The sequence below is a fragment of the uncultured Rhodococcus sp. genome (assembly GCF_963525155.1).
GTDB lineage: Bacteria > Actinomycetota > Actinomycetes > Mycobacteriales > Mycobacteriaceae > Rhodococcus_F > Rhodococcus_F qingshengii.
In genome coordinates this window covers 1-6,134 of the sequence record NZ_CAURKP010000252.1, presented here as the reverse complement: position 1 = coordinate 6,134, position 6,134 = coordinate 1, and the positions used below count along the sequence as shown (strand labels likewise).

Here is a 6,134-nt window from a genome sequence, read left to right as displayed (position 1 = left end):
GTGTTGTTGCCGGGAGTCGACACGTCAGTGCCTGGTCCTCCGGGTACTTCAGAGCCCGGCCATGTCGGGATTTCCCACGGCGGCAGCGGGATCGGGATCGGGATGATGATCAGCCCATTGCTGCTGGTTTTGTTCTCGAGTCCCAGGACCACCGACTTGTTTGCTTCGCCGGTGAGCTCGACGGAAGTTGCGGTCGGTTCGCCGTCGATCTTCGAGACATCCGCCTTGCCTTCCTTGACGCCCCAGATCACTTCACCCCACTTGACGTTGGTGACGTCGGTGTGAGCACCGGTTTCTGTGAAAGTGATGTCGGTGTTCAGCGGGAACTGGACCCGGCCGTCAATGACGGCTGCGTCGCACTGGGCGGTCGGAGTGACCGAAGCGCCCGGCTTGACATCGAGAACACAAGACCGCGCCTCATTGTCGATGTCCGTCCACGTAGCCGTGACCTGGAAGATCGTGGATCCGTCCTTGGCTACCTGGCTGCCCTTGGGGCCGGTCACGATCTTGTCGATATCCACCTCGGTGGTCGGGATCGGGCGGTTGTGGATCTCCACCACAGCCGTCTCACCCGCCACCGCCTTGACGGTGTCGCGGTAATCGGCGTCACCGGCATCCGCGGAGACGTAGTAGTACGGCCGCGCCCAGTCGATACCGGCCAGTGGCTTGGGGTCGACCTCGGAGAAGGTGATCACGGTGTTCCGCGGCACAACCTCGTCGGACGTCCAGCTCCAGTCGTTTGCGGCATCGAGGGTGATGGTCTGGCCCACTGCCGGGAAATCAGTTCCAGCGGGGAGTGCCGGATCGATCCCGTCGATACGGACCTCGAACGTCGCGCTGTCAGGCAGGTCGGCCTCGGGTGCGCGGACGGGGTTGCCGTCAGCGTCGAGGATGAACTTCGTGAATTCGACCGATCCGAATTTCCACAGCGCATCGTTCGACAGCGTGATCAGTCGACCGTCGGTCGGGTCGTCGGAGACTATGCCCGTCGCGGTGCCGTCGAGGTTCGAATGCAGCCACGATTCGCCTTCCGGGCTGGTGCCCCAGGAGATCGTGCCCCACTCGACTCCGTCGACATCGGGACGGCCGGTCTCGGTGAAGGTCACCTCGGTGCCGACAGGGAGGTCGACGCCGAGCGGTGTGGTCTGTCCCTGCTTGACGCTCAGCACCTGGGTGCGGTACTCCACACCGTCGCGCCAACGCGCCTCGACCGTGAACTCCACGTCGTCGCCGACGGCCTCGGCGGCCTCACCGCCGACCTGCTTTGCGATGCGCAGAGTGCCGTCGTTGACGTCGACGAAGTTCGACACCTCGATCTTGCGCAGATCCTTGCCGATGGTCACCACGGCTGCGTTGTCCGGACTGATCCTGACATTCCCGGAGTATGCGGGCACGCCATAGGCGAGACCGTCACCGTTTGCCGGAACCAGCTCTGTCAGTGTGACTTCGGTGCCGCCCGGCAGGTTCTCGCCGAACGGAACCGGGGTGCCGTCGGACGGAAGAGACAGCGTCTTGCTCTGCGGGTTGTCGTCCGTATCGAGCCAGGTGGCAATCACGTCGAAGCTGGCCGGTACGGCCGTGTCGGACGCCTTCGGGCCCGTGAGCTTTTTGCTCACTTCGAAGGTGCCTTGCGTGACCTTGGCCTCGTTGGTGACGGAGACCGTGTTCGCCGACGCGTCGGTGCCGATGGTGAGCGTCTTCGGGCTGATCACCGGCAGCGACCACGTCACGAGGTCGGTGTTCGTCGGTTGGACCTCGGTGAAGGTGACTTTCGCTCCGATGGGCAATTTGCTCAGGTCGTAGTGCTGACCGTCCTTCAGGGTGAATTGACGCAGCTCGTTGCCGGCGGCGTCGTCACCGAAGGCGATCTCTGCGTTGACGACGAAAGCCTCGAGCCCCGTGCGCGCTCCGTCACCGATGACGGACTTGGTGATCCTCGCCGATCCCAGGCTCGCTTTGTTGAGCAGTGTGACACCGACATTGCTCTTCGGCGTGATGGTCACCAGCGCCTCGGTGCGGTCCCCGTTGAGCGTCACGCCCTCTGACGGGCGGAACGTTCCTCGCTCGAAGTACACGCCGTCAACGGTGGGGAGGTTGATCTCGGACAGACGGATCTGCCAGCCGGTTCCGCGGGGGTTGATCCCACTGACCGGTGTCCCGTCAGCCTTCACCTTGATCTCGTAGGAGCTCACCGGGGCGTCGGTCGCTGGATCTTGCCCGGGGGCGAACTCCTCGACTTTCACGGTGAACTCGGTGTCTTGGGGGAATTTCTCGGAGAAGGGAGCGATCTCCTTCAGAAGCGAGAACGAGCCCCGCGACACACCTTGGCCGGTACCGCCGCCGCCCCATTCCTGCTTGACACTCTGCGTCGACTGAGTCTTGCCGTTGTAGAAGACCGAGTTCCCGTAAACCGTGCCGCGCTGATCCAGCCCACCGCTGCTGGTGCAGAGGGTGTATTCGACGTAATAGCGTGTCTCACGGTTGTAGTCGCCCGCGTTCTTCGAGAGGGTGATGGCAATCCCGTTGTCGCCGCTGCGTGTGACCGTGGTGCCCGCGGTGATGTCCGTCCCGCCCTCTTTTGCAAGGAAGTCGCGCGCGGTGACCTTGAAATTGAGGTCCTTCTTCAGATCGCCGCTGACATCACACACCGCCAAGCTGTCGGAGAACGTGTCGGTGATGACCGCCGGTGCGTCGAGGCCCTCGAGGGTGTGCCCGGAGACCTGCACCTTCCAGTCGATGGTCGTGCCGGCAGGCTGCTTCTCGCCCGCGACGTCCTTCGGTTCGGTGTTGAGCGTGCCGGTCTTGCCGCCCTCGAACTTGGGCCCCGTCACCGAAGCGTCTTTGGAGATGCCGTTGACGACCGCCGTATTGGTGAACACATCAGAGGAGTCCGGCACCTCCTTCTCGATCACACAGGACCGGAACTTCACGTAGTAGTACTGCGTCGAGTCTTGCTTGATCTTTTCCTTCGGCGTGATGGTCATGCTGAAGGATTGGGCACTCGCCGTGGCACCGGAAGCGTCGATGTCGAACTCGGAGGTGACGTTGACGTGGTTGGTTGTTTCACCGTTCAGCCCGGGTAGACGGTTCGCGCGCCAGACCGTCGGGACGAGGCCGCCCTCGCAGACCTCGTGATTGGCGCCGAGAGTCTCCTTGATGATGACTTTCTGGTCGGGGAGGCTCGCGATGAAAGTGCCCGGAAGCGTTATGCTCCAGTCGATCTCGCTGTACCGGGTGCCCCCGGCCCAACCGCCGGACTTCGACGGCCCGGTCTGTGGTGACCAATCCTGGCCGACGCCTGCCGCGCCTACGGTGTTCCCGCCGATGGTCACGGAGTTGTCGTAGACGGTGCCCGTGTTGTCCACTTCGCCGCTGGTTGTGCACGAGGTGTACTCGATGCGGTAGAGCTTGTTTCTTTCGAAGGGGCCGCCGTTGTCGAGCGCGATGCTGACTGGATCTCCAGCGGCACTCTGGGTGACGGTGACGCCGCCTGCGACCGGCTCGAGATCGTTCGGGCGACCGGACAACAGCTTCGCGTCGATCAGGCTGCCCGTACACAGCTTCATGTTCTCTGAGAGCGCGTCGCTCAGGGTCACCGAACCGGTGCCGCCCGCGTCCAGTGCGGCCAGATCGGCGCCGGGAATGTCGATCGTCCAACGCACAGACTGCTTGTTGCCCTGGAGTTGGCCGGACTTCTTGGCCTCGCTGATCACGCTGCCGTCGCTGATGCCGCCACCGCCGGGTAGCTCGTGCGTCACGTCGAAACTGCCGTTGATCGTGAAATCAACTTTCTCTTCGGTGGTGTACGCGACCGCCTTGGTGTAGACGAAGAAATCGCCCTTCACCTCGTCTGGGCGATCCGCCACGGCATCGGAGAGAACACACGTCATCAGATTGGTGGAAGCAACCAGATCGCATGTGCCCCAAACCGTCCCGTCGTCGCCCTCGAGCGCGATCGTCGGGTTGGACTGGAGCTTCAACTCGTCAGGGAATCCGATGGTGAACTGGTCGCCCGGTTGCGGGCTCGCGCTTGACGCGTCCCAGGTGCCCTTTACCGTGACGGAGTCCCCGACCGTGATCTGCTGGTCGTTCTTTCCCTCGACCTGGACGTCGGTGATTTTCACATCGATGCCGGGATTGACTCCGCGTGCGGCCAGTCGCTGCGCCGCCACAGAAGTCGTAGACGGGGGCGCTGTGGTTGTGATCGGCGGTTTCGCAGAAGTGGGTGACTCCGACGTGGAAGTAGGCGGCGCCGTCGTTTTCAGTGGCGCCTCCGTCGTAGTTACGGGCGGCTTCGTTGTGTTCGGAACTGTGGTGGTCGGACCTGTGGTGGTCGAGGTCCCGATGTCATCTGCCGAGGCAACTTGGACGAATGAGAACGACGATATGACCAGCGCCAGGACCGCAACAAGCATCCCCAACGCCGCCCACCGAGACACCACCCCCTCCCCGGCACGACGCGGGAAGACACGGTTACGCATGACGAACACCTTTCGTTCAGAACACATGATTTGGGCCCCGTTTCCGGGGCCGGCGAATAGCGAAACGGGACCTTTGAGCAGCTCTGGAGCCTGGATGCGAGCGTTGGTGATTCTCAGGCGTCCTATTGCGGAGCCGAACAGTTGATAATCGGACCTGGTTGGCGCCAGCGCAGACCGACGGCCGGCTCTGGGTAGGCCAGGAAATTCCAAGAAAGATCGACCGCCGGTATTACCTAACGCGACGACCTACGAGGTACTAAAGGCTGCGGCCGAGGATCTTTCCTGCGCGATTCATTGCAGTTCGGGCATGAGCACCATCCCGGATAGCAATAGCAACAGTGCGATGGCTCCGAGGGGGAGTCTTCGTGCTGCGTGCTTCGCTGCCGTGACGGTTTTCATGAAATTCCTTTCTTTGGCACAACGTAAGGAAATGTGCGCGGGGCCGTTCGCGAGAAGATGCAAATTCCGCGCAAACAACGCAGAAGGCGCAAACCGGGCGATGCGCAATCAGGAATCTAACACGAGCAAATCGCATAGCTGGACACGCCATGGACGTGCGTCCATGCAAGAAAAACTGCGCTTACCTGGCTATATCTATCTTCCGTTGATTTATTTCGAGTTAACTGGCTGGTTCATCACAATTCGATCTCGACCATCAGTTGTATACCTGCCCTGGCTCCTGTCGACAATCGGTGAGCGGCCGAGCCGAGTCCGCGCTGCTGTACCGAATGGGCCTTTATGCAGTTCACCGCCCCTTATTTGCTGTCGGAACGACAAGGCGTGGAGCGAATTATCTGTGCGCACACGCTCGACATAAATGCAAATCATTTTTCTGTATATAGGAGGAGGGTGAATTAGGGGGTGAATTCAGTCGCGCGTCATCGAAACCCCTGTTCTGAAAGGATCCAGAGATAGGGGTCACATTAGATTCGTTTTTCTTAGCAGATTAGATTTCGGCCTGAGTTAACCGTCGCTAATGCTTCGGGGGCCGACATGGCATTTCGAGACGAAGAATCGCCCAGCTTTTCGTCGAAAGCCTTCGGTACGGTTACGTCAGTCCAGCTGATCACGCGCCGCAGCGACTTTTGGCGACGCTCTTGTGCGCACGGATGAGGCACAGCCTGGGATGTGTGTGGATCTCGGAAAATGCCACGTCGGAGGCTTCTTCGAAGATCTCGAGACCTCGCAAGTTCAGGTCGTTCTCGCGCATCTCGGCACGATGAAATGGCTTACTTTTCAAGCGCTTTCGATGCCCGGAGTCAAATGGTGACGGTCGTTGCGTAGTCGCTGACGGCGGATGCGGCGGGTTCGATCGGTGCGCAGTCGCCACATCCGAGCAACCGCACCGAGTAGCTGCGAGGTCCCAGAGCCGGCGCCTCTCACGGCTCCCTGGAAACTTCGCGAAATTAGAACTTCGAATCGAGTTCTCGCTCAACCATTCTGACGCAGCTTGTGTCATTGGTGCTACGCCCACGGCCGCCAGCAAGGTCCGACTACTCCGGCTGCTGTTATACGCCCTGGGATCCGGAGCCCAGAGATTCTGTGACACTGTGCGGCGGCTCTGCTGAGCGTGTTGCATGCGACTCGGCTGGCATTGGTGGATTCTTGGCTACCGGCTCGTTGTCGTAGAACTTCGTGAGACGACCTTGTCGC

General features: G+C 61.2%; 2 protein-coding genes. Both read right to left on the bottom strand.

What is annotated here, in order from left to right; genetic code table 11:
• A partial coding sequence (locus RWT78_RS27325) for a DUF5979 domain-containing protein (protein WP_399552206.1) occupies positions 1–4,415 on the bottom strand: 4,415 nt, incomplete at its 3' end.
• A gap of 1,132 nt (positions 4,416–5,547) precedes the next feature.
• On the bottom strand, positions 5,548–5,691 hold the full coding sequence (locus RWT78_RS27320; RefSeq protein WP_314682245.1) for a hypothetical protein: 144 nt from the start codon (positions 5,689–5,691) through the stop codon (positions 5,548–5,550).
• Between the last annotated feature and the right edge of the window lie 443 nt (positions 5,692–6,134).

What these genes read in the sequence shown, in the direction of transcription:
- RWT78_RS27320 (WP_314682245.1), bottom strand. Translation starts at nt 5,691, where the DNA reads ATGCGCGAGAACGACCTGAACTTGCGAGGTCTCGAGATCTTCGAAGAA.